This is a genomic window from Rugamonas apoptosis, from assembly GCF_014042355.1.
Classification (GTDB): Bacteria; Pseudomonadota; Gammaproteobacteria; order Burkholderiales; family Burkholderiaceae_D; genus Rugamonas; species Rugamonas apoptosis.
In genome coordinates, this window is sequence record NZ_JACEZU010000005.1 from 152,240 (window position 1) to 177,857 (window position 25,618).

Sequence of the window (25,618 nt, forward strand, 5' to 3'; positions counted from 1 at the left end):
AGGCTCCGTGAAAATGCAGGGGAATTAAAGCGGCCAGGGGGCGGTGGGGTCCCACAGGGGAATGCCGAGGAAGGCATACCACGGGGCCATCACCAGGATGCCGTAGGCAATCGCGATCAGCACTGATACGATGCCAACCTTGGCGTAGTCGCTGGTGCTGAAGGTGCCGCTGCTGTAAGCGATCACGGCGGCGGTAATCTGCGTCGGCAGCAAATACGCGAAGCTGTCGGTATCGGCCACCAGCATGGTGAAGGCGACCGGATGCAAGCCGAGCTTGGGCGCCAAGGCCAGCAGGATAGGCGCCAGCATGGTGACGGCCGCCACGTTGGACAACATGCCGAGACGGATCACATGGGTGCCGACCATGACGATCAGCAGGATGCCCCACCACGAGTGTCCCTGTGCGATGGTGTGGATCTGGTCCGCCAGCCATTGCGCCAGTCCGGTGCTGCTGATTGCCGACGAAATCGACAGCGCGCCGGCCAGCAGGAACACCGTGCCCCATATGGTCCGGTCCTGGATGTCCTTCCATTTGATCTGCACCAGGCCGGGTGTAAAGACCAGCGCCAGTCCCAGCAAGGCGATATTTTCGGTGGAGATCTTATGCCACTGTTCGCTGGCCCACAGCAGCGCCACCAGGCCGAAGACCAGCAGGATGGCCCAATCCTGTTTGCCAGCCTGGGGCAGCTTGCGTTGTTCTTCCCGGATCGTTTCCAGCCCGCCCGGGATGGCGGCGTGACGGGTGCGGAAATAGTATTGCACCCACCATTGGGTCAGCACGAACATGCCCAGATATGGCCATTGCAGCTTGAACCAGTCGAGGTAGGAAATGCGGATGTGCAGCTCGCTGCTGAACAAGCCGGTAATGACCAGGTTAGGCAGATGCGCGGTCAGGATGCACATGCCGCTGATCATCGAGCCATACACCAGCGACTGGATCACTATCGCCTTCTTGGCATTGCGCTCCTGTTCGGTATCGCCGAATAGCCTGGTCAGTCCATTGATCACCGGCAGCAAGGTGGCGGCGCGCGCATTGGCTGCCGGCACCACAAAGGACAGGACCAGATTGATGCCGAACATGGTCCAGATCACGCCGTTGACGGTCTTGGCCTTGACCTTGTCGAGCAGGCCGAGCGCGATTCGCCGGTCCAGTCCGGCGCATTGCATGATGGCGGAGAACAGGAAGGCGACCAGGCAGAGGAAGACCACCGGATTGGTGTAGCCACTGGCCGCCTTGGCCATCGGCGTGACGGCCTTGGTCAGCACCAGCAGCGCCGGGATCAGCAGGCCCGAGACGGCCACAGGTAGCGCCTCGAAAATCCAGATGACGGCGGCCCAAGCCATGACCGCCAGCGTGGCTTTGCCCGCTACCGTCAAGCCGGCCGGAACGGGCATCAGAACATGAATCAAAAACAGCGCCAGCCAGGCGCCGACAAAACCGGTCAAGGCCCTGGCCGGTACGCGGTCAGTGGCCGGCCGCAGCAGAACGCGCCATTGGAACGTGGACGCCCAGAGCGGCCGCGGATGCGAGAGTTCGCTGCTCATGCGCGCCCCCGTGTACTGAAATTTGTCGCCATTTTTCCCCCATGTATCGATAGGCTACAAGCGTAGCAGCGACGAAGCAGCGAGGACACGTATATAAAATCATATTGATATGTATATTCCAGCAATGCTTCCGGGGCTATATGACAGCGATCCAGGTGGAATTGGTGCGGCTTCCCGGCGTGCCGGTGAATAGGTTGACGCCGATTGCCCCATTGCCGCGGCCTGCAATGGCTGGCAGAATTCGTCCATGATCTTTGAAGCTACCACCTTGACCGGACTCGGCGTCGCACTTGGCTGCGGCCTGTTGATTGGGGTCGAGCGCGAGCGCAGCAAGGGGAGCGGGCCGACCCGGGCGTTCGTCGGAGTGCGCAGTTTCGCTCTGGTGTCGTTCACGGGCGGGCTGGCGCAAACGCTGTCGGCCAGCCTGGTGCTGGCGGCGGCCGCGCTGGTACTGGCCCTGAGCATCATCTCGCACTGGCGCGACCGCTCGGAAGATCCCGGCGTGACCTCTGAACTGGCGCTGTTCCTGGCTTTCCTGCTGGGGGTGAATGCGATCGGCAATCCGGCCATTTCCGCCGGCGCGGCCGTCATCGTGGCTTCGCTGCTCAACCTGCGCGGGCCGCTGCACCATTTCGTGCGCGTCACGCTCAAGAGCGGCGAACTGCGCGACGCCTTGATCCTGGCCGGCGCCGCCCTGATCGTGTGGCCGCTGCTGCCTGATAAGGAAAACCCGTGGCTGCTGGGCGCAAATCCGCGCCGCATGTGGGGGCTGGTGCTGGTCATCATGTCGATGCAGGGCGCGGCCCACATCGCGCTGCGCATGGCCGGCCCGCGCATGGGACTGGCGCTGACAGGGCTGGCCTCGGGATTCGTATCGAGCACGGCCACCATCGCCACCATGGCGCAGCGCTATCGCAAGGAACCGGCGCTGCTGGGCGTGACGGCCAGCGCCGCCATCCTGTCCAACCTGGCCACCTATATTCTGCTGCTGGTGGTCACGCTGACCATCGCGCCCGACCATGTATGGCACCTGGCACCCAACCTGGGCAGCGCCTTGCTGGCCACCCTGCTGCTCTCCGCCTGGCGTATGCGCAAGGCCGCCGATGGGGCGATGCGGCGCGGCCAGCGCATCGGCCGCGCCTTCTCGATCCGCCAGGCGCTGATCTTCGCCGCCTTGCTGAGCGGCGCGACCGGCATCGTCTCCTATGCCAACGCCTACCTCGGCCCTACCGCCGCCAAGGCGGGCGCCATGCTGGCCGCGCTGGCCGACGTGCATGCGGCCGCCAGTTCCATCCTGTCGCTGGCCGCCAGCGGCGCCGTGCAGCCACCGGAACTGGTGTTGACCTTCCTGCTGGCCGTGTCGGCCAACAGCGTCAGCAAACTGCTGGCGGCGGCCAGCGGCGGCCAGCGCTTTTTCCTGGCCGTGGCGCCGGGCCTGCTGCTGATGCTGCTGGCCATGTGGTTGCCCTACCTGCTATCGGGGCACTGAGCACTGAAGCGGCGGCCCGCTACTCGTGGCGCAAGGCTTCGATCGGATCGAGCCGGGCCGCGCGCCGCGCCGGCACATAGCCGAACACCACGCCGATGCCGGCCGAGAACAGGAACGACAGCAGGTTGATGCCGGGATTGAACAGGTAAGGCAGTTGCATCGCCTTGGCCGCCAGCGCGGTGGCGCCGGCCGCCAGCACTACGCCCGTCAGGCCGCCCAGCGCGGCCAGCACCATGGCCTCGATCAAGAATTGCAGCAGTACTTCCCGCTCCAGCGCGCCAATGGCCAGCCGCAGGCCGATCTCGCGGGTGCGCTCCGTCACGCTCACCAGCATGATGTTCATGATGCCGATGCCGCCCACCAGCAGGCTCACGGCCGCCACGGCACCCAGCAGCGTCGTCATCACGCGGGTGGCGCCGGACATGGTGTCGGCCAGTTGGCGGGTGTCGAGGATGTTGAAGTTGTCCTCGTCCGTCACACTCAGCTTGCGCCGTTCGCGCAGCAACTGGGTCAGGCGCGCCTGCAGCGCCATGCTGTCGCTGCCCTCGTCCATCGAAATGAGCAGCGTGCCCACGCGCTGGTTGCCCGTCACGCGGCGCTGCAAGGTGTGCAGCGGCAGCAGTACCAGGTCGTCCTGGTCGTTGCCCATCGCGCCCTGCCCCTTGGACGCCAGCACGGCCACGATCACGCACGAGAACTGCTTGATGCGCAATTGCTCGCCCAAAGGATCGCGCTGGCCCAGCAGCTCGCGCGCGACGGTCGCGCCCACGGCGCACACGGCGGCGCCGGCGCGCTGTTCAGCGTCGTCGAACGGCCGGCCCGAAGCCAGTGTCCAGTTAGCGGCCGTCAGCCAGTCGGCACTGCCGCCGATCACGCTGCTGGACCAATTGCGGCCATTGGCGATGATGGTCTGGCCGCTGCGCGATTCGGCCGCCACGGCGCGGATGCCGCCAATCTGGGCTGCGATGGCTTCCGCGTCAGCCTCCTTGAACGCGGGCGCGCCCGCGCCGCCACCGCCCGGCCCCATGCGCTGGCCCGGCCGCACCATCAGCAGGTTGCTGCCCAGGCTCGCGATCTGGTCATGCACGGCCTGGGTCGCGCCGTTGCCCAGCGTGACCATGGTGATCACGGCGCCCACGCCGATCACGATGCCCAGCATGGTCAGGAAGGAGCGCAGCAGGTTGCGGCGGATCGAGCGCAGCGCCAGCAGCAGGGTGTTGAGCAGCATCAGCCAGCCTCCCGCAGCGCCATGCCCACGGGCTCGGTGTTGACTTGGTCGCTGTCTATCCGGCCGTCCAGGAAGCGCACGATGCGGTGCGCGTACAAGGCCATGTCCGGCTCGTGCGTGACCATGACGACGGTAATGCCCTGCTCGCGGTTCAGGGCGGCCAGCAGTTCCATGATCTCCCGGCTACGCTGGCTGTCCAGGTTACCGGTCGGTTCGTCGGCCAGCAGCAAGGCCGGTTGGGTGACGATGGCGCGCGCGATGGCCACGCGCTGCTGCTGGCCGCCCGACAGTTCGGCCGGCGTGTGGCCTTCCCACCCAGCCAGGCCGACGGCGGCCAGCGCGCGGGCGGCCAGCGCGTGGCGCACGTTGGCGTTCTCGCCCCGGTACAACAGCGGCAGTTCGACATTCTCCTGGGCCGAGGTGCGGGCCAGCAGGTTGAAACCCTGAAATACGAAACCGATGGAACTGCGCCGCAGCCGCGCGCGCTGGTCGCGCGTGGTGGCGCCCACGTCCACCTCGCGGAACAGGTAGTGGCCGCTGGTCGGCGTGTCGAGCGCGCCCAGGATATTCATGGCGGTGGACTTGCCGGAGCCGCTGGGACCCATGATGGCGACGAACTCGCCCTGGCCGATGTCCAGGCTGACCCGGTCCAGCGCCATCAGCGCCGTGGCACCGCTGCCGTAACGCTTGGACACCTCGCGCAGCCGGATCAGGGGCGCCGCGGCTGCGCCTGCAACTGCCGCTGCCGCTGCGGCAGTGCCTTGGCCTGCGCCGCCCATGTCGCGCGGAGCGTTCATTGCGCGGCGGCGCGCTGGTCCGTGATGACCTGCATGCCTTCCTGGATCGCATCGCCGCTCACTTCCGTGTTGCGGCCATCGCTGATCCCCAGCTGCACCGTCACGGCCTGCGGCGCATCGCCGCGCAGCACCCATATCTGGCGCTGACTCTGCGCGGTTCCCGCCGCCACACCAGCCTGGCGCGGCGCCCGTGTGGGCAGGCGCGGCATCAGCGACGCCACGATGCCCGCCGATGCCGCCTTGCCCGCCTCGCGGGGCGCGAAGCGCAACGCGCTGTTCGGGATCAGCAGCACGCGCTCGCGCTGGGCCGCGCGGATGGTTGCCGTGGCCGTCATGCCGGGGCGTAACGTCAGGTCGGCATTATCGACGTCCAGATAAGCGACGTAGGTGACCACGTTTTCCGTGATGGTGGAACCGTAGGCCACCCGCGTGATGGTGGCCGGGTATGGCCGATTGGCGTAGGCGCTGACGGTGAACATGGCCGTCTGGCCCAGCCGCACGGCGCCCACATCCGCCTCGTCGACGTTGACCAGCAGACGCAGGTGGCGCAGGTCCTCGGCCAGCTGGAACAGCGTGACGGCCTGCAGCGAGGCGGCCACGGCGTTGCCAGGGTCGACGCTGCGGCTCAGCACCACGCCATCGATGGGCGCGCGGATCGAGGCGCGCGCCAGGTTGGTCATGTCGGTCGACAGGGCTGCCTGGGCGCTGTCCACGGCCGCCCGGGCGTTGAGCACATTGGCCTCGGCGCGCGCCAAGGTGGCGCGGCCGGTATCCATCTCCGCCCGCGAGGGCACCTTGCCGTCCGACAGACGCGCCACTTCCTCCAGCCGTGCCAGCGCGGTCTTGGCCTCGGACTGGGTGGCCACCGCCACCGCCACGGCGGCGCGGGCGGCCGCCAGCGCGGCGCGCGAACGCACGATCTGGTCATTGAGCTTGGCCGTGTCCAGCTCCACCAGCACCTGTCCCTTGCGCACCTGGTCGTTGATATCGACCAGCACGCGGGCCACGGTGCCCGACAACTCGCTGCCGATGTTGACGGCGCGCGTCGGTTGCAGCGTGCCGTTGGCCGTGACGCTCAGCACCAGGTTACCCCGCTTGACCGGCGTGGTCACGTACGCGCCCGCTTGCCCCGCCGTGCGGTGGCCGCGCCACATATAGACGCCTCCGGCCGTCGCCAACAGCAGCAGGCCAGCCAACGTCCAAAACAGCACCTGGCGCCAGCGCTGCCCGCCTTCCGCATTCCCGAACGGGTCGGACATGGTCTGCGTGGCGGGCATGCCGCCCTTGCCGCCGGCGGCGACATCGGCCGCGTCGGCCCTACCGGCACTCGCGGCAGTGGTGGCCGTGGTCGCAGCGGCGGCGGCGGCCGAGCCTTCGGCGGCCGCTTCGCCGGCGGGCACTACGTTTGATTCAGCGAGATTCATGATGCGTGATTTGGGTCGGATGGCGGTGGCGGTGCGTCACTGGCCGTTGGGGTGGACGGGGGCGCGGGAGTGGCGGCGGGGTTGGTCGCCGGCGCGCCATCGGGCTGCCAGCCGCCGCCCAGCGCCTTGTACAGCCGTACCAGGTCGTCGCTCAGGCTGGCGCTGGTGGCGGCCACGCTGTCCTGCGCCGAATACAGCGTGCGCTGGGTTTCCAGCACGGTTTGAAAATCCACCAGGCCACTGGCGTAACGCTGGCGCGCCAGCAGCGCTGCGTTGGCGGCCGCACCGGCCGCGCTGCGCAAGTGTTCCAGCCGGCGGCGGTCGCCGTCCAGCGCGCTCAAGGCGTCCTCCACATCCTGCAAGGCCGCCAGCACCGTGGCCCGGTACGCGGCGTGGCTCTGGGCCAGCGCGCCCTGCTGCAATTTGAGCTGGGCCACGCTGGCGCCACCGTCAAAGGCGTTGCCCGACACGCTGCCGAGCAAGGCGCGCAGGATGGTCGAACCGGTGCCGCCTATGCCCAAGCCATGCAGGCCGATCGAACCTTCCAGCCGGAACGAGGGGTAGCGGGCCGCGTCGGCCTGCCCCACGAGCGCCAGGGCGCGCTGCACCTGGAATTCCGCCGCCCGCACATCGGGCCGCTGGCGCAGGGTGTCGGCTGGCAGACTCAGCGCCAGGTCGGGGCTGCCCTCGGGGATGGGCGCGGACGCCGACAGCATCGTGTCCAGGGCGGCGGGCGCCTGGCCGCACAGCACGGCCAGGCTGTGCGTGAACTGGGCCACGCTGATCTCCAGCAGCGGCAACTGGGCCTTGGCCAGTTCCGTCGCCGACAAGGCCTGCTGCTGTTCCAGCGTGGTCAGCAAACCGGCCTGCACGCGCCAGTCCGTGATCCGCATGGTCGCTTCCTGGCTGGCCACGTTGTCGCGCGCAATGGCCAGCCTGGCTTGGGCGCCGCGCAGGTCGATGTAGTTGCGCGCCACTTCGGCCGCCACCGTCACCCGCACATCGGCCAGGCTCACCTCGCTGGCCCGCACCGCGGCCACGCCGGCCGCCAGCGCGTAGCCGTTGCGACCGAACACGTCCGGCTCCCAGCTGGCGTCGAATCCGGCCGCGTAGCTGTTGGCGACATTGGCGCCATCGGTCTTGCTGCGCTGGGCCGACGCCGAGAGGGAAACCGTCGTACCCAGACCGGCCGCCGCCACGTCGCGCGTGGCGCGCGCCTGCAACAGCGTGGCGCGTGCCACCGCGACCGAGGTATTGGCGTCCAGCGCCTGGTCGATCAGGCGCTCCAGCACGGGATCGTGAAAGCGCCGCCACCAGTCCGCCAGGCTGACGCGGCCCTGCGGGGTGCCCGGCGCGCCGGACCAGCCGTCCGGCGCCACGAAAGGCGCGGGCGCCGGCGGCGGTGGCACTTTCCTGAAAGCGGTGCAGCCCGATAGCGCCACCAGCGCGCACATGACGCAAGATGCCAGCATCGTGCGCGGCGCGGCAAACGTGGTCGAAACAGTGTGGGTCACGGCGACTCCTCGTCCTGCAGGCGCTCCAGTTCCGCCCGCAATTTGGCCAGTTCCGCATGGTAACTGGCGGCATTTCCGAAGTCTACGAAGCCATGATAGTACTCGTGGGCATGCAACACCCGGCGTGCATGCTTGATGGGGCACCAATATTTCTCGGTCCGCCCTATCACTTCGCGGCAATAACCGATCAGGCCGGTGGCGTAGGCGCAATAGCGGCAGTTGAGGCGTTCCAGCGCGTTCAGGTAAGCCAGGTGCGAACGGTCATACACGAAATAGTCGCCACGCCGCACGCGGGGGATGCGGTACAGCGGAAAGCATACCAGCTGGTACAGGGACACGAACAAGTCCGTCAGCGCCAGCGGCACCACCACGGCATAGACGAACGGGACCGACAGCACATGGCGCCACCGCGCGCCCAACACATAAGACAGCAGACCTGTCTTGAAGCGCTGCTGCTGCTCCACCACCTCGCGCGCGAACATCACGCGGCGCTTCGAAAAGTCAGCCTGCAGTTCCTGCCGGCGGCGGGTCACTTCCAGTTCCAGCTCCTCCTCGATCTGGCGTATACGTTCCAGCAATTCCTGTATGCGCGGGTTCATGGCACGAGCACGGCGGCGCCGTCAAATGCGCCAGCCCGCAAGGCCGCCAGCGCGGCGTTGGCTTCCCGTAGCGGGAACGTGGTGGTGCTGGCGTCCAGACGATACTGCTGCGCCAGCGCGAAGAATTGTTCGCCATCGGCGCGGGTCAGGTTGGCCACCGAGCGGATCGCCCGCTCTCCCCACAGCAGATGGTAGGGGAAGGATGGAATGTCGCTCATGTGGATCCCGGCGCAGACCACGGTGCCGCCCTTGCGTACGGCGTGCAGCGCTTGCGGCACCAGCGCGCCATCGGGTGCGAACAGCAGCGCCGCGTCGAGTTCGGCGGGCGGCGTCTCGCCGGCGGCGCCGGCCCACACCGCGCCCAGCGCGCGCGCGAAGCGCTGGCTGCGCTCATCGCCGGGCCGGGTGAACGCATACACCTGACGGCCCTGCTGGCTGGCCAGTTGCGCCAGCAAGTGGGCGGCGGCGCCAAAACCGTACAGGCCGATGCGCTGCGCGTCGCCGGCCATCGCGTAGGCTCGGTAGCCGATCAGGCCGGCGCACAACAGGGGCGCCACCGCCACATCATCGTAGCGGGCCGGCAGGCGGAAGATGTAGCGGGCGTCCGCCACCATGTATTGGGCGTAGCCGCCGTCCAGGTCGTAGCCGGTGAAACGGGCCGCGTCGCACAGGTTCTCCGTGTGGCGCGCGCAATAGGGACAGGTGCCGCAACTGGCACCCAACCAGGCCACGCCCACCCGTTCGCCGATGGCGTAATCATGCACTTGCTGGCCACAGGCCACCACGCGCCCCACCACTTCGTGGCCGGGGATCACGGGGCTGTGATGCGGCGGCAGTTCGCCATCGACGATGTGCAGGTCGGTGCGGCACACGCCGCAGGCGCTCACCCGCAGCAGCACCTGCCATGGGCCGGGCTGCGGGACGGGCAGCTGGGCCGCCCGCAGCGGCGCGCCGGGCTGGTCCAGCAGCATGGCCAGCATGGTCGCTGGCGCGGTGTCCAGCCCGTCCATCGCATCAGCGGAAGACAAGCACCGGCACCGTCGCGTGGGTGAGCACTTTCTGGGTCTCGCTGCCGAGCAGCAAACCTTTCACGCCGCGCCGGCCGTGGGACGACATGCAGATCACGTCGCAACCGGCGTCCGTGGCGGCCTTGCAGATGGCTTCGTAGGGCTGTTCGTCCGTGACCAGCATGGTGTCGCAGCTCACGCCCAGCTCCTTGGCGGCATTCTCGATCTCGGCCAGGAACACGCGCGCGTGGGCGGCGCTGTCGCGCGCGTACTGCTCGCGGGAGTCGGCCAGCATTTCCGGTTGGTAGGTGAAGATCTGGTAATCGGCCATCACATGGATGCCGGTGACCTTGGCGCCGGACTCCTTGGCGAAGGCCAGCGTTTTCTGGATCATGGCGGAGGCGATGGAGGAACCGTCGGTGGGCAGCAGGATATGCTTGAACATGATGTAGTCTCGGTTAGGGTAACTTCGGTAACTTCGGTAACGTCCGTCTCAACGCCGGGCGCCTGGTATCGGTGACGGCCGGCGCCGCGGCATACCGCGCAAGGCGCATGGCATTGCGCGGACAGGACACGGTGCCGGCGATGGCGTCAGTTGACGACGATTTTCTTGGCGCTGCCGTTGGCGCGCTTGGGCAAGGTCAGCTCCAGCACGCCGTCCTGGTATTTGGCGACCACATTGGCGTCGTCAATATCGTGCTCCAGCGAGAAGCTGCGGTATTGCTGGCCATAGTAGCGCTCGCTGCGCACCACGGTTTCGCCCTGCTTTTCCTCGCTCTCGCGCTTGGTCTCCGCGGAAATGGAAACGCGGTTGCCATCGACATCGACCTTGATGTCTTCCTTCTTCAGGCCTGGCATTTCCGCCTTGACGCTGTATGCCTGGTCAGTCTCGGTCACATCCAGCTTGATCAGCGCTTCCTTCTGCATATCGCGCATCGCGTGCTTGAAACCGAAGTCGCGGAAGAAGTCCTCGACGCTGCGCAGCGGTTCCATACGGGCCAGATCGCCAAACGGGTCGAAGTGTCTCAGTTGATTAGCCATGTTCAACTCCCATGCAATGTATGCCGGTTTGAGATGCCGGGACGCGCCGGCAACCGCATCCCTCTCACCCCACTGTAATTGGCCGCGCTGGCCATGTCAGCCGGGGCGCGTGACGTACATCAAGAACTTGAACAATATGATAACACCGCGCCCGTTCACGCGGCGCACAAGGTCATACGGGGCTTGCCACGCAGGGCTTGCTCGGCGCGCGCCGCCTTCTGTTCGGCAACTTCCAGCGCCGCACCGGTGGACAGCGCTTCCAGCGCGGGGCGGTCGAGGATATTCAGGTCGCGGTTGTCGATGCTGATCCAGCCCTGTTTGCGGAAGCGCGACAGCAGGCGGCTGACGCTTTCGATGGTCAGGCTCAGGTAATCGCCGATGTCCTCGCGCGACATGCGCAGCTGGAAACTGGTGGGCGAATAGCCGCGCGCCTGGTAACGGGCCGACAGGTTGAGCAGGAACACGGCGAAGCGCTGCTCGGCCCGCATATTACCCAGCAACAACATCACGTTCTGTTCGCGCGTGATCTCCTGGCTCATGATGCGGTGGAAGTGCTGCAACAGCTGGGGCATCTCGCCAAACAGTTCCTGCAGCCGGGCGAACGGAATTTCGCACACTTCCGCGTCCTCCAGCGCCACCGCGCTGCAGGCGTGGCGGCCGGCGCCGATGGCGTCCATGCCCAGCAGGTCGCCGGCCATCTGGAAGCCCGTGATCTGCTGCTCGCCGCGCAAGTTCACCTGGGCCGTCTTGAAGTGGCCAAAACGCACTGCGTACAGGTTGTTGAACGGCTGGTCCACGCGGTACAGGGGCTCGTCACGGGCGATACGGCGGCGGCGGCCGATGATCTTGTCGAGCCGGGAGATGCCATTCTCATCGAGGCCGACGGGCAGGCACAGCTTCTTGAAACTGCAGACGGCGCACTTGTTCTGGCTGGGGGCCGTTTGTGCGCCCGAAGGCGCGATCGCGAAGATGGTGGATGTCATGGCTAAGCTCCCTGTTCGTATGTCGCCCGTCCTTGGGCTATGGACGGCGCGTGATTTGTGCATACGACAAGTATCAACGAGCGGCGCCGTTTTTGTTATCGGGCAACGCCACCGTGTCTTGTAGGGGTTTTACGGATGAAATCGTGTAGGGGATCCGTGACAACGGGCCGCAGGCGGCCCGCGTGTTGGATGATGTCGCTTAGATAATGCCGTTTTCCAGCGCGTAGCGGGTCAGTTCGGCGTTGCTGGCACAGCCCATCTTGTCCAGGATACGGGTGCGGTAAGTGGTCACCGTGTTGGGGCTCAGGTGCAGGATTTCACCGATACGCACCAGCGATTCGCCGGCCGCGATCAGCTTGAACACTTCCAGCTCGCGGTTGGACAGCGCCTCGTGGTTGGCCATGCCGCCACCGCCGCCGATCAAGGTCGCCAGCTTTTCCAGCAGGGCCGGGCTCACATGCTTGCCGCCCGTGGCCGCCTTGCGCACGGCCGTCACCAGCACCGTGGTGGGCGCGTCCTTGGTCAAATAGCCCGAGGCGCCCAGCTTCAGGGCCCGCACGGCGTAGATTTCCTCCGAATAGGTGCTCAGCATCAGCACGGCCAGCCGGGGCCGGTCCGCGCGCAACTGCTTGAGCAGGTCCAGCCCGTTCTTGCCCGGCATGGTGATGTCGCACAAGACCACGTCGAACTCCTGCTCCTGCACCAGTTGCAGCGCTTCCTGCGCGTTGCCGGCCTCGCCCGTGACGACGATGTCGTCGGCGGTGCCCAGCATCAGGCGTACGCCATTGCGGGCGATCGCGTGATCGTCCACCAGCAACACCCGGATTTGCTTACTGCTCATTCCTGTCCTCCAACGGCAAGCGCAGCAGCAAGGTGGTGCCCTGCCCTGGTGTGCCGCTAATTTTTAGTTCTCCGGCAAAATGCCGGCTGCGCTCGTGCATGCCCAGGATGCCCCAGGACTCGCGGTTCAGCAGGCGTTCCGTGTCGATGCCCTTGCCATCGTCGATGATGCTCAGCTGGAGGCTATTATCCCGCAAGTCGACATCCAGCTGCACCGTGCTCGCTTCCGCATGGCGCACCACGTTGGTCAACGCTTCCTGCACGATGCGGAACAGCATGGTGCTGCGCTCGGGCCCCAGTTCCAGCGCGGCGGCAGCCGGCGTCACATGGCAGATGCAATGCAGGCCGGAGCGCTGCTCGATCTGGCCCGCGTACCATTCCAGCGCGGCCCACACGCCCAACTGGTCCAGCACGCTGGGGCGCAAGTCGGTGATCACGCGGCGCACGGTCTGGATCGCGTCCTGGGCCAGCGCGGAAGCGTCGGCCAGCAGCGGTTCGGCCGGGCTGCCTGCCACCGCCGTGCGTTCCATGGCGACGGAAATGTAGGCTTTGATCCCCGTCAGCAAGCCACCGAGCTCGTCGTGGATCTCCTGGGCGATGCGCTTGCGCTCGTGTTCCTTGATGTTTTCCTGGTGCGCCGCCAGCCGGCGCAGTTCGTCCTGCGACTGCTGCAGCGCCTGTTCGGCCAGTTTGTTGGGGGTGATGTCGATCAGTATCCCCTGCATGAACAGGGGCTGGCCGGCCTCGTCGCGCACCACCTCGGCCTGGTCGCGGAACCACAGCTCGTCGCCATTGCGGGCCGTGAGCCGGTATTCCAGCCGCAGCGCCGCGCCCGCCATGCGGCTTTCCTCGATGGCTGCCTGGACCCAGCCCCGTTCCGCCGGATGCATGCGCGCGGCATGCAATTGCGGATCGGCCAGCCATTCGGCCGGGCTGTAACCGAGGGTCTGGATCTGCGGGCTGATGTAGAGCAGCGTCTGCGGCGCGTCCAGCGCGGCGATGTAGGTGATGGCCTGGATCTGTTCGACCAGGGTGCGGAACTTGGCTTCCACCTGGCGCTTGTCGACCAGCAGGCGCTGCTCGCGCAGCATGCGGTGGATGGCGGTGGGCAGCATTTCCAGGTAGCGCCCGTCCACGTCCTTGACCATGTAGTCGCGCGCGCCGCGGCGCATGGCCTCGGCCGCCACAGTGGCGCTGTCGGCGCCGGTCAGCATCATGACGGGAATGGCGGCGCCGCCATCGACGGACAGGCGGGCCAGGAATTCCAGTCCCGTCACGTCGGGCAAGTGGTAGTCGAGCAGGATGCAGTCGGGCGCCGCGCCGCGCGCCTGCAGCAAGCCTTGCTGGCCGCTGTCGGCCTCGATCAATTCGAAATTGCTGGTGGGATCGGCCGCGAACGCGCGCCGGCACGCCATGCGGTCCACCACGTCATCCTCGACAATCAACACCCGTACCCGTGGTCTGTTCATGGCCGCCCCATGCCCTTAAGGCATTTCACTGATGGTCCAGTACAGGTCGATCGAGCGCATCATTTCCACGAAGCGGCGGTAATCGACGGGCTTGGCCATGTAGCCGGCCACGCCCAGGTCGAAGCTGTGCACCTTGTCCTGCTGTTCCTCGGACGTGGTGAGCACGATCACGGGGATGCGCTTGAGGTCGGCGTCCTGCTTGATCATCTGCAGGAATTCGATGCCGTTCATGATGGGCATGTTCAAGTCCAGCAGGATGATGCAGGGCCGCTCCTGGCTCGGATCGCGCAGGTGTTCGAGCGCCGCCTCGCCGTTTTCCATGCTGACCACGGGATTGACGACGTGAATTTCCTTCAGCGCGCGCAAGATCGTCATCACGTCCACGTGATCGTCTTCCACCAGCAGGATCGGCTTGTTATTTACTTTCATTTACTACTCCTATAGTCAAATGCGGGTACGCGGGCCCATCTTGGGCAGCGTGAACCAGAACGTGGCGCCGGCGCCCATGGTCGACTCGACCCCGACCTCGCCTTGGTACATCTCGACGATCTTCTTGACCAGCGCCAGGCCCACGCCCGTGCTCTCGACGCGGTCGCGCGAAGCCAGCGTCTGGAACAACTGGAAGATGCGCTCGAAATGGCGCTCCTCGATGCCGGGACCGTTGTCGCGCACGTGGAAGCGCCAGTGGCTGCCGGCGTCGCGCACGCCCACCTCGACCTCGCCCTGGTCCTTGTTCATGTAATTGATGGCGTTGGAAATCAGGTTGTGGAACACTTGCTGGATGCGGGTCGGCTCCATCACGACGGTGGGCAGGTCGGGCGCCACCGTGACCCGGATGTGCGGCGGCGGCGCCAGCAAATCCACCACATCGGCCAGCAAACGGTTCAAATCCACCGGCAGCAACGCTTCCTTGACCCGGCCCACGCGAGAGTACTGGAGTATCCCGTCGATCAGGCTGCTCATGCGGTGCACCCGGTTGATCAGCAGGCGCATGTGTTCGCGGCCCTCGTCGTTGAACTGCTCGGCGTAGTCGGTGGCCAGCCAGTCGGCCAGCGAGCCGATGCCACGCAGCGGCGCCTTCAAGTCGTGCGACACGACGTAGGCGAAGTTGGTCAATTCCTCGTTGGCGCTGCTGAGCTCCTGCAACAGCAGGCGGTTCTTTTCCTCGTTCAGCTTGCGGTCGCTGATGTCGCGCACCATGCCGGTGAACATGCGGCGTTCGCCCAGCCGCATCTCGGCCACCGCCAGGTCCATGGGGAACAGCGAGCCATCCTTGCGCATGCCCTCCACTTCGCGGCCCTTGCCGATGATCTTCTTCTCGCCCGTACTCAGGTAACTGGCCAGGTAATGGTCATGCTGGCCGCGGTGCGGCTCGGGCATCAGGATAGATACGTTCTTGCCCGCCACCTCCTGCTCCGTGTAGCCGAACAGGCGCTGGGCGGCCGGGTTGAACCGCTCCAGCCGGCCCCGCTCATCGATGGTGATGATGGCGTCGACGGCCGTCTCGAAGATGGCGCGCATGCGCGCCTCGCTTTCCTGCAGGGCCACTTCGGCCGCGCGGCGGCTGCTGATATCGTGGATGGTGGCCAGCACCAGCGGCATATCCTGGGCCGTGCGCAGCGGCGACAGGCTGACCTCGACGGGAAATTCATGGCCTTCCGCGTGCAGGGCCAGCAATTCGGTGCCGGCGCCCATCGCGCGCGGGCGCGGCGAGGCGAAGAAATCGGACCGCAAGGCGCCGTGGTGGTCCCGGTAGCGCTGCGGTACCAGCATTTCCAGCGACTGCCCCAGCAGCGCCTCCTGGCGATGGCCGAACAGGCGCTCCAGCGCCGGGTTGGCCAGCACGATGTGGCCTTCGCGGTCGACGATGAGCATAGGGTCGGTGGCCGCCACGAGCAGCCACTCCAGACTCTGTCCTTCTATAACGAGGTTTTTCAACGACTTATTCCTGATGCTATATCAACTTGCAACAATACCACGGCAACAACGATTGCTGTCATCTCGTTGCCACCGTAAGTTAAAACCAGCCAGCCACTAGTGCGCAGTGTTCGATTCCATGCAATTTTGACCTAGATCAACTCAGCCAAGTGACGTGCTGCAAGTTCACAGTTAAATTGGCGACATGGTATCAGCCGTCCGGTTTGGGCCACTGATCCCTCTCGCGTCATTGTAAGGCCCCACTCACACCGAAGGAAGCACCATGCCATCCACAATAACCTGCGCCGAATGCGGGAGCGCGCCATGAGCCAGCTGTCGGCCGCCGATCTGGCGGACCTGGGCGAACGCCTGCGCCAGCGCCGCCAGGAGCTGATCGCCGCATTGCGCCAGCGCTTGCACCAGGCGGACGACCAGGTGGAGATGGCTTTGTACAATTATTTCGCGTCGCTGGACGACGCCGCCACGTCCAGCCAGTTGGCCGACTGCGACGTGGCCCAATTGAGCCATGAACTGGCCGAATTGCGCGCCATCGACCTGGCCATCGGCCGTATCGCGGCCGACACCTATGGCCAATGCGCCGCCTGCGGCGTGCCGATCGCACTGGATCGCCTGCGGGCCCAGCCCAGCGCCCAGATGTGCCTTGCTTGTCAGGAAGAATTGGAACGCCAGCCGCACCGCATGCGCAAGCTGGGCTGATAGCCGATCAGCGGCAGACCAGCACCGGGACCGGGCTGAAAGTGAGGATTTTCTGGGTTTCGCCGCCCAGCAGGAAGCTGCGCACGCCCTTGCGGCCATGCGAGGCCACGCAGATCAGGTCGCATCCATACAGTTTGGCGTGTTCGATGATGGCTTCATAGGGCTGGTCGTGGGACACGTACAGCGTGTCGCATGTGACGCCGTAGCCTCGGGCCGTCTCCAGCACATCATGCAGGTAGCGCCGCGCCTGTTCGGCCTGGTGTTGCTGCTCCAGCGCACGGCTGTCGCGCACCATCGCCGTCTGCAGGCCGATCGTATGCCACTGGGGCAGCACGTGGATGCCCGTCACGCAGGCGCCCGTTTCCGAAGCGAAGCGCATGCATTTTCCCACCATCGCGCGCGAGGCGGGCGAACCGTCCGTGGCCAGCAGGATGTGCTTGAACATGGGCGCTCCCGCTTCGTCTCAGGCGCCGCGGTCGGCGGCCGCCTGCGGCCCCGTGTCGAACCGCACGCCGGCCACTTGCAGCGCCACCGCCAGCGCCGTGTCGGCCGTCTCCAGGTGCACATGGAACCAGGGCAGCAACAGCTCCACCGCCCGGCGCCGCGCCGCGTGGTCGCCATCGGCCAGGCCGTGCAATGTGGCCAGCACCCGCGCATGCTGTTCGCGGTGGCTGCGGATGGCCGGGTAGTTGATCGCTTCCATGATCTCCTCCTCGGCCCGGAAATCGCCTTCCAGCGCCTCCGTCAGGCGCGCCAGGCCGGCGTCGAAATCGCCTTCGTCCGGTACCTGCTGCAAGGCGGTGATTTGCTGGGCCAGGGCTTGATGGGCATCGTCCATCAATGGCACGCCCAAGGCCATATCCGGGGTCCAGATCGGTTCATCCATGCTCGCTCCTGTTAGGGTTGGCTTATTTCTTCTCGCACGTGTTCCAGCGGAATGGCAGGTAGGCCGGGCAGAACCGGAAGATGCCCGTGAACAGGGGAACGACCCCGATCCAGCCCCAGGCGCCGATCGCGCCCGTCAACGTGCCGCCCAGCAGCAACAAACCCGCCAGGATGCGGATCACCCGGTCAATGTTTCCTACGTTCGCTTGCATCATGTACTCCCGTTTCACGATAAAAAATCCCGCTGCGCCAGTGGCTATCCATCCGGTCGCGCTGTTCCTATCTCACTTGCAGCTTAATGGATGGCGCACAGCGCGCCCGCCAATTTTGTACGCCCGATTGATCTGACGCAGGTGATGCCCTCATCCTTTGGCCGCGTCGGCCGCCGCCTTGAGCTTGCGCGGCAAGCTCAGCTTGGCACGTTCGCGCTGCAGCCGTGCCAGCCGGCGCTGGATTTCGTCCGAGTCCATCCACAGGTCGGAACCTTTGAGGATGTTCTTGATCTCCGTGGCCGACAGGAAGGGCTGGCAGGTGCGCGTCATGAACTTCTCGAACCAGTTGCTCAAGGCCAGCGATTCGGCCTGCTGCTCATTGCCTTTGCCCGTGAACACACCGGAATAGATGTGAAACAGCAGCTGACAATTGTCATGCACCAGCAATTCGTCGCCGGCCAGGAAGATGAAGGCGCCCATCGAATAGGCGCGCGCCTCCAGCACGGTGATGACGTGGGCGTTCGAGGCCTGCATGTTGTTAATGATCTGCAAGCCCGTGTCGAAATCGCCGCCCGAGGTGTTCAGGTGCAGGTAGATCAGGTCCACGTCGCTGGCCGTGCGCAAGGTATGGAACAGCTCCGTGTAGTAGCACGATTGCTGGATCGTGCCCGTCAGGTAATACGATATCTGCCGGATCTGGGTCTGGCGTTCGTAACGGCTCAGTCCCTGGAATACGAACGGTTCCAGCTCATCCTGCTCCTGCTCTTGCGCGCTCGGTGTATGGCTGCTCATGTCTTCACTCCCGTCATGACCCCCATGGGGCATGGGTGAACCGGCGCGGCCGCCTGCGGGGCCGCGCGGCGCTAACCTCACAGCATGTTGTCGGCGCGCAGGAAGTACTTGCGCGCATGCTTGAGCAGTTGGCCGTCGGTGGGATGGTCCACCGTCTCCACGCTCATCACGCGCTCGGCGATGGCGGGCTGATGCTTCAACAGGTGTTTCATCAGTTCCAGCTTTTCCGTGCCGGGGCCGACCAGCAGGATTTCCGCCACCTGCTTCAAATCGTCAGCCACGGCGGCGAAATACTGTACGTTCTCAGCCGCGCGGCCACTGCCGCCGGCAGCCTTGGTGTGCAGGTGGGCATTGCCGGCGTGGGAGCGGATCACAGCCGTGCTCGACGTCTCTGGATTGAAATGGATGACATGGGCTTCCGCATGGTCTATCCATGCCACAGCGTGTTGGAACGACATATGGTTTCTCCTTTTTGGGAACTAGTGATGGAAACCACTATGAGCGCCGCATAGACAAAAATCATTGACCTAGATCAAATCTTTCCGTAACGACAAAGATGACATCGACCACTTGTCGTCTAGCACGGCTAAGTACGGGTTCTTTGATCCAGATCAAGCAAATTTGCACATTGCTTCGCGTATATTGATATCGATGCTGCAAACCAAGCATGCTGCAGCGCTCCGCTACGACCATGAACCTGTCGACAGCGCAAATTTGCCCGGCCTGTAAGCCGGAATCAGCTGGCAGATTTGCCGCACCCGCCGCCCTTCCCCGCGGCGCCATGAATAACCCGCTGTGCGCCGCACCGGCCCAGCCACTTTTGACGCGAGGCGAACTTGTTAAATTATCTTTCCGCTGGCCATGGCACCCGTGATGCCGCCCGCTTTTCCGCGCCCGTTGAATGCTCATCCTGCCGCGCCCGCCAATTGTGCCTGCCGGCTGGCGCCACCGACCATCGCAATGTCGACAAACTGGTGGGCCGCCGCATCAAGGTGGCCCGCGACAGCAACCTGTACAAAGCCGGCGACCTGGTCGGCAACCGCTTTTACGCCATCCGTTACGGCAGCTTCAAGAACTACCGGGCCGACGCGGCCGGCCAGCCCCGCATCACGGGTTTCCAGATGAGCGCCGAATTCCTGGCGCTGGACGCCATCGGCCTGCAACAACATAACTGCACCGCCGTGGCGCTGGAAGACAGTGAAGTATGCGAAATCTCCTGCGGCAGCATGAAGCCGCTGCTGCCCTTCTTCCACAGCATCCTGAGCAAGGAAATCACGGACGAACAGAACGTGGCCCTGCTGCTGCGTAACACGCGCGCCGAACAACGGCTGGCCGCGTTCCTGCTGAACCTGTCGTGGCGCTACGGCGTGCGCGGCTTCTCGCCGGCCCGCTTCCGGCTGGCCATGTCGCGCCGCGACATCGCCGACTTCCTGGGCCTGACGCCGGAAAGCGTGAGCCGTTTGATGTTCCAGTTCAAGGACCAGAACCTGATCAACGTCACGGGTCGCGACGTCACGCTGGTCGACGCGATCGGCCTCAAGCAGTTGGCCGCCAACGCTGGCGGCACCCCCGGTGCCACGCTCGACGCGATGCCCCAGACCTTGCCCCTGCCCAGAGGGGAGCTTTAAATCATGGAAAGGCATGCCCTCATGAACCGCCTCCCGGCCAGCTCGTCGCTGGCGCGCCACAATGCCCAGCCGGCCAATTGCGGCACCTGCCCCGCGCGCGCGCACTGCCTGCCCACCGGCATGAACGACAGCTATTGCGCCGCCATCGACCAGCTGGTTGAACGCCGCGTGCAACTGGTGCGTGGCGAACACCTGTACCAGATGAACGAACCGCTGAGCGACCACCTGTACGCGATCCGCAGCGGCCAGTTCAAGACTTACCACCTGACCCCGGAAGGCGAACAACGCGTCACGGGCTTCCACATGAGTGGTGAATTCCTCGGCCTGGACGCCATCGGCCTGCACGTGCACCGCGGCAGCGCCGTGGCCCTGACCAATGCGGAAGTGTGCGAGTTTTCCTACCATCGGCTGGCCGACGCGGCCCAGCGCATGGAGCCGCTGTCGCAACTGTTCCACAACCTGCTCAGCAAGGAACTGGCGCGCCAGCAGGATACGACCTTGTTACTGCGTAACGGCCACGCCGACCAGAAATTCGCCAACTTCCTGCTGCGCATGTCGCGTTGCTACACGGGCAGGGGCAGCGCGCCCAATCTGTTCCAGTTGCCCATGTCGCGCCAGGAGATCGGCGACTTCCTGGGCTTGACGGCCGCCACCATCAGCCGGCTGATCTGCAACTTCAAGGGCCAGGGCTGCATCAAGGCCGTGCGGCGCAACATCATCATCCTCGACCAGGCCATGCTGACCCGCATCGCCACCGGCACGCCCCATCCAGCGCCTGCGCTGGGCGCCATCGCGCCGGCCAGCCCCGTGCTGCAACTGGCCTGACCCGGGGCCGGCAAGCAAGCAGAAAGACGGCTGCATAGGCCGTGTTGGCCGCATCGGCTGCGACGGCTGTACTGACTGCAACGGCCGCATTGGCGACCACGGCTGCATTGGCGGCCGGCCCCGGCCGCGGCGCAGGCTCGCCGGGCCGCCGCCAGTGTTTCAACGACGCTCACGCAGCCCCCCCGCCAGCGCCGCCAACGCGTTCTCCGCATCGGCCGATTCGGTATTGATCACGCAAGTCTGGCGCCGTTCCCGCGCGCTCAGCTTTTCGCTGGCGGCAGCCTGCCGCTCCAGCAATTCCGGCCCCGCGTCGGAGGCGTCGCGCCCCTCGCGCACGCGCTGGGCCAGGCGCGCACGCAGCGTGCGCGCGGCGGCCCGCAAGTGCAGGATGCGGAACTCTGTGCCCCATTCGCGGGCGATGCGCTCGAACGGCTCGCGCTGCCAGCGCTGCAGGAACGAGGCGTCCACCACCACCGGCAAACCTGCCCGCAAGCCATAGCGCGCCAGTTCCAGCAGGCGCGCGTAGGTGGCGCGGCTGCTGTCGGCCGAATAGATGCCGGCACCGGCCGGCGCCGCCATACGGGCGCTGGGCGCCAGCCCATGCAACCGCTTGCGCTCGACGTCGGAGCGGATGCGTATCCCTTCCAGCGCCCGCGCCAGTTGTCCCGAATAATACGTCTTGCCGCTGCCCGAGTAGCCGTGGGCGATCACCAGCGGCGGCTTGACCGGCTGCACCGAGGCGGCGGCGAAATCGAGATAGCGGCGCGCCAGCGCGGCTTGCTCGGCCGCCGCCGCGCCGGCCAGCGCGCGCCCCCGCAACAGGCACACCTTGGCGCGCACCACGGCCCGCATGGTCAGGTAGTAGCCCAGCACGGCCAGGCCGGAGTAATCGCCGCTGGTTTCCAGGTAACGTTCCAGCAGCATGGCAGCCAGGCCGCCCTGGCCGTGGAAGCGCAAATCCATGACCACGAAGGCCAGGTCGCCGATCACGTCGATCCAGCGCAGATCGTCATTGAATTCGATGCAGTCGAATACCTCGACTTTGCCGTCCAGCGTGAGGATGTTGCCGCAATGGAGGTCGCCATGGCATTCGCGCACGAAGCCTTGCGCCTTGCGCTGGCCGATCAGGTCCAGCACCCGGTCCTGGGTCGATTGCCACACCGTCAGCAAGTGGGCCTGGGTGCGCATCTCGCCCGTGTCGGCCAGCGCTTCCACCGTCGCCAGGTCCTGGCGCGCGGCCTTGTCAACGAAGCGGTAACCGCCCCAGGGCGTGCCGACCGGCGCCACCGCGGCCTTGGCGTGGAAGCCGGCCAGCTTGTCGGCCAGGGCCTCCACTTCGGCGGGACCTAAACTGCCCTGCGCCAGCCGGGCCGTCCACAGCGCTTCCTGCGGGAACGTGCGCATGCGCACGGCATATTCGATGCGCCCGCCGTCGCCGCCCAACTCGGGCTGGGCGCAACTGCCTGTGACGGGCGTCATGTCGAGGTAAATGTCCGGCGCCAACTGCCGGTTCAGGCGCACTTCCTCCTCGCACAGGCGGCGCCGGGCGTACAGGGTGCTGTAGTCCAGCACATCGAACTTGACGGCCTTTTTGATCTTGTAAGCGTAGGCGGGCGTGACGAGCACCCACGAAATATGGGTCTCGAACAGCTGGCATGGCTGCCCCTGCGCCGTCAGGGCGCTGGCCAGCCGCTGCACCAGCGACGCCTGCTGGGCCAGGTCGGAACGGTCATTCATTGCGCATCCTTTTGTTTTCCGGCGGCGGCCGGGCGCAACGCCAGCGTCATGCGCGTGGGTAGCCGACGGTCTGGGCCAGCACAATGCGCTGTCCAGGGCCCAGCCCCATCCGTTCGGCCAGCGCGGGCCGGTCCACCCAGCCGCGCGTGACCGTGGCCAAGCCCTCGGCGGCGCAGAACAGGTACACGTTCTGGCTGATGAAACCCGTGTCCAGCGCGGCATAGAATTTCTGCTCCACGCGCGAGGCGGCGCTCATGCGCTCCAGGTTGGCCACGTAGATCAGGTTGACGGGGGCATCGCCCACGAAATCCTGCCACCCGGTGTCGGCGCGGATGTCGTCCGCCAGCACCGGCTGCAACAGCAGTTGATGGGGGTCGTAGCGGTACAAGCCAGTGGCCAGCGCCACGTAAATGTCGATTTCCTGCGCATCCTTGGCCGATGGCGCCGTGCGCAAGCCGCCCTCCTCGCGGTTGATGCCGAAGGCGCACCACAGCAGGCGCGACAACTTGTAAATGGACAACGTGCGCGTACTGAATTCGCGGCTCGATTTGCGCTTGCGCAGCACTTCCATCAGCGACATGCTCAGCGGTGTAATGTCGGCATCCAGCTCCAGCGAAGACGGCGCGATCAGCTGCAACGCGGCTTGCGTCTCAAGTGGTTTATTCATGGCATACTCCGTTGCGCATCTTACGCTCCTTGATGATTTGTCCGCGCACGTTCGCGCCGACGCAGTCACAGTAGCGCGCATGTAATTTTTTATCACGTCCGTTGTGTGATCCAAGTCAATCGACCCGATCAAATATCAGCCGAACCCGGCTACCGGTCTTCGAGCGGCCGCACTAAAACTTGTGCCGCCGTTTTGATTCACATCAAAGATTTTGATTGCTTGAACGACCATAGTGCGACTTAAGGGCACCCGCCCATCCATCCAACCGGAGGCCAGCCATGAAGCTGCTGAAATTACTGGGAATGCTGTCGTTGCTGGCCATGCTGGGCGGTTGCGGCTACAACACGCTGCAAACGGAAGATGAACAGATCAAGGCATCCTGGTCCGAAGTGCTGAACCAGTACCAGCGCCGGGCCGACCTGATTCCCAACCTGGTCAACACGGTGCAAGGCTACGCCAGCCATGAGAAGGACGTGCTGACGGCCGTCACCCAGGCCCGCGCCCAGGTCGGCGCGCTGCAAGTGACGCCGGCCACGCTGAACGACCCGGCCGCGCTGGCCAACTTCCAGCGCGCCCAGAACGAATTGCACGGCGCGCTCACGCGCCTGCTGGCCGTGTCGGAAAACTATCCGCAACTGAAAGCGGACGCCAATTTTCGCGATCTGCAAGCCCAGCTCGAAGGCACGGAGAACCGCATCACGGTGGCGCGCAACCGCTACATCGCGGCGGTCCAGGATTACAACACGACGGTGCGCTCCTTCCCGTCCAACCTGACGGCCAAGCTGTTCTCGTTCGACGTCAAACCCAACTTCACGGTTGACAATGTGAACGCCATCTCCACGCCACCGCGCGTGCAGTTCGGGCCAGCACCCCAGCCATCCGCCACGCCTGAGGCGCCCAAATGAACACCCTGCGGCGCCTGCTGTGCTGGCTGGCCGTGCTGGCCCTGGGCGCCACCACCGCACTGGCCGCGCCGGCGTTGACAGCCCGCGTGACCGACCTCACCGGCACGCTCAGCGCGCAGCAAACGGCCTCGCTGGAGGCGGCGCTGCGTGATTTCGAGACGCGCAAAGGCAGCCAGATCGCGGTCCTGCTGGTCAACAGCACGGCGCCGGACAGCATCGAACAATACGCGCTCAAGGCCGTCGAACAGACCAAGCTGGGACGCAAGAAGGTCGATGACGGCGCCCTGCTGCTGGTGGCCAAGGATGACCGCGCGCTGCGTATCGAAGTGGGCTACGGGCTGGAAGGCGCGTTGAACGATGCCGTCAGCAAGCGCATCGTGAGCGACATCATCACCCCGTATTTCCGCCAGGGCGATTTCTACGGCGGGCTGGTGGCCGGCACCAACGCCATGATGGCCGTGGTGGATGGCGAGCCGCTGCCCGCGCCGCCCCGCGCGCGCGACGAGGGGGCCGCCGACACGTCGTTCTCGCTGCCGGGTTTGCTGCTGGCGGCGCTGGTCATCGGCAGTGTGTTGCGCGCATTGCTGGGCCGTTTCCCTGGCGCGCTGGTGGCCGGCGGCGTGAGCGGATGGCTGGCCTGGGCCGTGCTGGCCACCGTGCCGGCCGCACTGCTGGTCGGCCTGGCCGGATTGATGTCGACCCTGCTGGGCGGCATGCGCGGTATGCCGGGACGACGCTACGGTGGGCCGTTCGGCGGCTTCGGTGGTGGCGGCGGCTTTGGTGGCGGCGGTGGTGGTGGCTTTGGCGGTGGCGGCGGCGGCTTCGGCGGCGGCGGCGCTTCCGGAAGGTGGTAGTGATGGCCAGGCTCAATCGCGTGCTGCGCCATCTGTGCACACCCCGCTGGACGTTGCGGCACGCCTTTCCGGCACCGACACTGCAAGCGATAGAACAGGAAATCCGCGCCAGCGAACGGCTGCACGGGGGCGAAGTGCGCTTCGCCGTGGAAGCCGCCCTGCCCCTGTCCGCCCTGTGGCAGGGCACCACGGCGCGCGAGCGGGCCATCGACCTGTTCGGCGCGCTGCGCATGTGGGATACCAGCGAGCGCAATGGCGTGCTGATTTACCTGCTGCTGGCCGAACACGCCGTCGAAATCGTGGCCGACCGCGGCGTCCACGCGCTGGCCGGGGCGTCGCACTGGGACCGCGTGTGCCGCCGCATGCAGCGCGCGTTTGGCCACGGCAGCTACGAGCATGGGGCGGTGAGCGCCATTTCCATGGTCACCCAGATGCTGGCCCGCCACTACCCGCCCGTGGCCGGGCGGCCCAATGAACTACCCGACAAGGTGGTCGTGCTGTAGCGGCACCCACCCCGCTTTCAACCTCGCCAACCTCAATCAA

The 25,618-nt window shown here is 65.8% G+C and carries 28 protein-coding genes; 7 read left to right on the plus strand and 21 right to left on the minus strand.

What is annotated here, in order from left to right; all coding sequences use genetic code 11:
* Positions 1 to 24: 24 nt before the first annotated feature.
* A complete protein-coding gene (locus H3H39_RS11775; RefSeq protein WP_182153574.1) occupies positions 25 to 1,545 on the minus strand; it encodes an SLC13 family permease in 1,521 nt (506 codons plus the stop codon).
* 247 nt (positions 1,546 to 1,792) lie between these two features.
* Here H3H39_RS11775 and H3H39_RS11780 point away from each other — a divergent pair, with 247 nt between their 5' ends.
* Positions 1,793 to 3,034, plus strand: coding sequence for an MgtC/SapB family protein (locus H3H39_RS11780; protein ID WP_182153575.1), 1,242 nt, complete (start codon positions 1,793 to 1,795; stop codon positions 3,032 to 3,034).
* A gap of 19 nt (positions 3,035 to 3,053) precedes the next feature.
* Here the strand turns inward: H3H39_RS11780 and H3H39_RS11785 are convergent, their stop codons facing one another.
* The 13 genes from H3H39_RS11785 to H3H39_RS11845 all read right to left on the minus strand — a co-directional run bounded on the left by H3H39_RS11785 (position 3,054) and on the right by H3H39_RS11845 (position 15,874).
* Positions 3,054 to 4,262: an ABC transporter permease gene (locus H3H39_RS11785; RefSeq protein ID WP_182153576.1), complete on the minus strand. Its 1,209-nt coding sequence runs from the start codon at positions 4,260 to 4,262 to the stop codon at positions 3,054 to 3,056.
* On the minus strand, positions 4,262 to 5,041 hold the full coding sequence (locus tag H3H39_RS11790; protein ID WP_182153785.1) for an ABC transporter ATP-binding protein: 780 nt from the start codon (positions 5,039 to 5,041) through the stop codon (positions 4,262 to 4,264). The genes H3H39_RS11785 and H3H39_RS11790 overlap by 1 nt, the downstream gene beginning before the upstream one ends.
* Before the next feature lie 14 nt (positions 5,042 to 5,055).
* Positions 5,056 to 6,336 carry an efflux RND transporter periplasmic adaptor subunit gene (locus H3H39_RS11795; protein WP_182153786.1) on the minus strand — a complete coding sequence of 427 codons (1,281 nt, stop codon included), beginning with the start codon at positions 6,334 to 6,336 and terminating at the stop codon, positions 5,056 to 5,058.
* A 143-nt stretch (positions 6,337 to 6,479) separates the two neighbouring features.
* Positions 6,480 to 7,997 (minus strand): efflux transporter outer membrane subunit, encoded by a 1,518-nt coding sequence (locus H3H39_RS11800; RefSeq protein ID WP_311196901.1) that lies wholly within the window; start codon positions 7,995 to 7,997, stop codon positions 6,480 to 6,482.
* Positions 7,994 to 8,596, minus strand: coding sequence for a hypothetical protein (locus tag H3H39_RS11805; protein WP_182153577.1), 603 nt, complete (start codon positions 8,594 to 8,596; stop codon positions 7,994 to 7,996). Before H3H39_RS11805 ends, H3H39_RS11800 begins: the two co-directional genes overlap by 4 nt.
* Positions 8,593 to 9,576 (minus strand): zinc-dependent alcohol dehydrogenase family protein, encoded by a 984-nt coding sequence (locus tag H3H39_RS11810; RefSeq protein WP_182153788.1) that lies wholly within the window; start codon positions 9,574 to 9,576, stop codon positions 8,593 to 8,595. The genes H3H39_RS11805 and H3H39_RS11810 overlap by 4 nt, the downstream gene beginning before the upstream one ends.
* 34 nt (positions 9,577 to 9,610) lie before the next feature.
* Complete coding sequence (locus H3H39_RS11815) at positions 9,611 to 10,048, minus strand: universal stress protein (RefSeq protein WP_182153578.1); 438 nt, start codon at positions 10,046 to 10,048, stop codon at positions 9,611 to 9,613.
* A 146-nt stretch (positions 10,049 to 10,194) separates the two neighbouring features.
* A complete protein-coding gene (locus H3H39_RS11820; RefSeq protein ID WP_182153579.1) occupies positions 10,195 to 10,644 on the minus strand; it encodes an Hsp20/alpha crystallin family protein in 450 nt (149 codons plus the stop codon).
* A 155-nt stretch (positions 10,645 to 10,799) separates the two neighbouring features.
* A complete protein-coding gene (gene fnr, locus H3H39_RS11825; RefSeq protein WP_182153580.1) occupies positions 10,800 to 11,627 on the minus strand; it encodes a fumarate/nitrate reduction transcriptional regulator Fnr in 828 nt (275 codons plus the stop codon).
* A gap of 199 nt (positions 11,628 to 11,826) precedes the next feature.
* Complete coding sequence (locus tag H3H39_RS11830; protein ID WP_182153581.1) at positions 11,827 to 12,468, minus strand: response regulator transcription factor; 642 nt, start codon at positions 12,466 to 12,468, stop codon at positions 11,827 to 11,829.
* Positions 12,458 to 13,936, minus strand: coding sequence for a hybrid sensor histidine kinase/response regulator (locus H3H39_RS11835; protein ID WP_182153582.1), 1,479 nt, complete (start codon positions 13,934 to 13,936; stop codon positions 12,458 to 12,460). Before H3H39_RS11835 ends, H3H39_RS11830 begins: the two co-directional genes overlap by 11 nt.
* Before the next feature lie 15 nt (positions 13,937 to 13,951).
* The gene (locus H3H39_RS11840; RefSeq protein WP_182153583.1) at positions 13,952 to 14,365 is read right to left on the minus strand and encodes a response regulator; all 414 of its coding nucleotides are present in this window, start codon (positions 14,363 to 14,365) and stop codon (positions 13,952 to 13,954) included.
* Positions 14,366 to 14,380: 15 nt separating this feature from the next.
* Positions 14,381 to 15,874: a sensor histidine kinase gene (locus H3H39_RS11845; RefSeq protein ID WP_182153584.1), complete on the minus strand. Its 1,494-nt coding sequence runs from the start codon at positions 15,872 to 15,874 to the stop codon at positions 14,381 to 14,383.
* 303 nt (positions 15,875 to 16,177) lie between these two features.
* Here H3H39_RS11845 and H3H39_RS11850 point away from each other — a divergent pair, with 303 nt between their 5' ends.
* Positions 16,178 to 16,570: a TraR/DksA family transcriptional regulator gene (locus H3H39_RS11850; protein WP_182153585.1), complete on the plus strand. Its 393-nt coding sequence runs from the start codon at positions 16,178 to 16,180 to the stop codon at positions 16,568 to 16,570.
* Between the two features lie 7 nt (positions 16,571 to 16,577).
* Here the strand turns inward: H3H39_RS11850 and H3H39_RS11855 are convergent, their stop codons facing one another.
* The 5 genes from H3H39_RS11855 to H3H39_RS11875 form a co-directional block, all read right to left on the minus strand.
* A complete protein-coding gene (locus tag H3H39_RS11855; protein WP_182153586.1) occupies positions 16,578 to 17,015 on the minus strand; it encodes a universal stress protein in 438 nt (145 codons plus the stop codon).
* 18 nt (positions 17,016 to 17,033) lie between these two features.
* Positions 17,034 to 17,456, minus strand: coding sequence for a bacteriohemerythrin (locus H3H39_RS11860; protein WP_182153587.1), 423 nt, complete (start codon positions 17,454 to 17,456; stop codon positions 17,034 to 17,036).
* A gap of 22 nt (positions 17,457 to 17,478) precedes the next feature.
* Positions 17,479 to 17,670, minus strand: coding sequence for a YgaP family membrane protein (locus tag H3H39_RS11865; RefSeq protein WP_375540422.1), 192 nt, complete (start codon positions 17,668 to 17,670; stop codon positions 17,479 to 17,481).
* A 147-nt stretch (positions 17,671 to 17,817) separates the two neighbouring features.
* Complete coding sequence (locus H3H39_RS11870; protein WP_182153588.1) at positions 17,818 to 18,459, minus strand: Clp protease ClpP; 642 nt, start codon at positions 18,457 to 18,459, stop codon at positions 17,818 to 17,820.
* A 77-nt stretch (positions 18,460 to 18,536) separates the two neighbouring features.
* A complete protein-coding gene (locus H3H39_RS11875; RefSeq protein WP_182153589.1) occupies positions 18,537 to 18,917 on the minus strand; it encodes a translational machinery protein in 381 nt (126 codons plus the stop codon).
* Positions 18,918 to 19,295: 378 nt separating this feature from the next.
* On the opposite strand from H3H39_RS11875, the gene H3H39_RS11880 reads away from it, so the two are divergent.
* Both H3H39_RS11880 and H3H39_RS11885 read left to right on the plus strand, forming a co-directional pair.
* On the plus strand, positions 19,296 to 20,087 hold the full coding sequence (locus H3H39_RS11880; protein WP_182153590.1) for a helix-turn-helix domain-containing protein: 792 nt from the start codon (positions 19,296 to 19,298) through the stop codon (positions 20,085 to 20,087).
* 21 nt (positions 20,088 to 20,108) lie between these two features.
* Complete coding sequence (locus tag H3H39_RS11885; protein WP_182153591.1) at positions 20,109 to 20,912, plus strand: helix-turn-helix domain-containing protein; 804 nt, start codon at positions 20,109 to 20,111, stop codon at positions 20,910 to 20,912.
* Between the two features lie 159 nt (positions 20,913 to 21,071).
* Here the strand turns inward: H3H39_RS11885 and H3H39_RS11890 are convergent, their stop codons facing one another.
* Both H3H39_RS11890 and H3H39_RS11895 read right to left on the minus strand, forming a co-directional pair.
* Positions 21,072 to 22,649 carry a bifunctional aminoglycoside phosphotransferase/ATP-binding protein gene (locus H3H39_RS11890; protein WP_182153592.1) on the minus strand — a complete coding sequence of 526 codons (1,578 nt, stop codon included), beginning with the start codon at positions 22,647 to 22,649 and terminating at the stop codon, positions 21,072 to 21,074.
* Positions 22,650 to 22,695: 46 nt separating this feature from the next.
* A complete protein-coding gene (locus tag H3H39_RS11895; RefSeq protein WP_182153593.1) occupies positions 22,696 to 23,316 on the minus strand; it encodes a SagB/ThcOx family dehydrogenase in 621 nt (206 codons plus the stop codon).
* 278 nt (positions 23,317 to 23,594) lie between these two features.
* On the opposite strand from H3H39_RS11895, the gene H3H39_RS11900 reads away from it, so the two are divergent.
* Genes H3H39_RS11900 through H3H39_RS11910 form a run of 3 tightly spaced genes read left to right on the plus strand, consistent with a single transcriptional unit; the run spans position 23,595 to position 25,578 of the window.
* The gene (locus tag H3H39_RS11900; RefSeq protein ID WP_182153594.1) at positions 23,595 to 24,221 is read left to right on the plus strand and encodes a LemA family protein; all 627 of its coding nucleotides are present in this window, start codon (positions 23,595 to 23,597) and stop codon (positions 24,219 to 24,221) included.
* A complete protein-coding gene (locus tag H3H39_RS11905) occupies positions 24,218 to 25,075 on the plus strand; it encodes a TPM domain-containing protein (protein WP_182153595.1) in 858 nt (285 codons plus the stop codon). Before H3H39_RS11900 ends, H3H39_RS11905 begins: the two co-directional genes overlap by 4 nt.
* A gap of 2 nt (positions 25,076 to 25,077) precedes the next feature.
* Positions 25,078 to 25,578, plus strand: coding sequence for a TPM domain-containing protein (locus H3H39_RS11910; RefSeq protein WP_182153596.1), 501 nt, complete (start codon positions 25,078 to 25,080; stop codon positions 25,576 to 25,578).
* The last annotated feature ends 40 nt before the right edge of the window (positions 25,579 to 25,618 follow it).